The sequence below is a fragment of the Vibrio variabilis genome (genome assembly GCF_003263785.1).
GTDB classification, from domain to species: domain Bacteria; phylum Pseudomonadota; class Gammaproteobacteria; order Enterobacterales; family Vibrionaceae; genus Vibrio; species Vibrio variabilis.
This window is the reverse complement of record NZ_JYJK01000031.1, coordinates 1-539: the sequence shown is the minus strand read 5'-3', so window position 1 is coordinate 539 and position 539 is coordinate 1. Positions and strand designations below refer to the sequence as shown.

Genomic DNA, 539 nt, shown 5'->3' with positions numbered 1-539 from the left:
ATGATGTAAAGAGAAATGTAAGTGCCCAACACTTACAGGTTTGCTTCTGCTTTTTAAAGCGGAAATAAACAAGCAGTGTCCCGTTCGTCTAGAGGCCTAGGACACCGCCCTTTCACGGCGGTAACAGGGGTTCGACTCCCCTACGGGATACCATTGGGTCGTTAGCTCAGTTGGTAGAGCAGTTGACTTTTAATCAATTGGTCGCAGGTTCGAATCCTGCACGACCCACCATTCTTTTCCACGAAGGAATGGCCTTTGTTTTACTTTTTAAAGTAAAACAATAGGAAACTTATGTGGGCGATTAGCTCAGTTGGGAGAGCACCTCCCTTACAAGGAGGGGGTCACTGGTTCGAGCCCGGTATCGCCCACCATTCTCTAAGAATTTTTGGATTAAGAATTTCCAAACCACTTCAGTAAAGCGTACGTGGTTGGAATTTTTGACGCCGCAAGGCACTGAGAATCTTTAGAAAATGCATTAAGTTTGCATTGCTCTTTAACAATTTGGAAAGCTGACGAATAACATTTGATTAATGTTATTC

Annotated in this window: 3 tRNA genes; all 3 read left to right on the top strand. The window is 43.8% G+C overall.

The features are described from left to right. The first annotated feature begins 77 nt into the window (after window positions 1–77). The 3 genes from TZ48_RS04280 (at window position 78) to TZ48_RS04270 (ending at window position 371) form a co-directional block, all read left to right on the top strand. A tRNA-Glu gene (locus TZ48_RS04280) sits at window positions 78–153 on the top strand. 2 nt (window positions 154–155) lie between these two features. After that, window positions 156–231: transfer RNA gene (locus tag TZ48_RS04275), tRNA-Lys, on the top strand. A 64-nt stretch (window positions 232–295) separates the two neighbouring features. Continuing rightward, a tRNA-Val gene (locus TZ48_RS04270) sits at window positions 296–371 on the top strand. The last annotated feature ends 168 nt before the right edge of the window (window positions 372–539 follow it).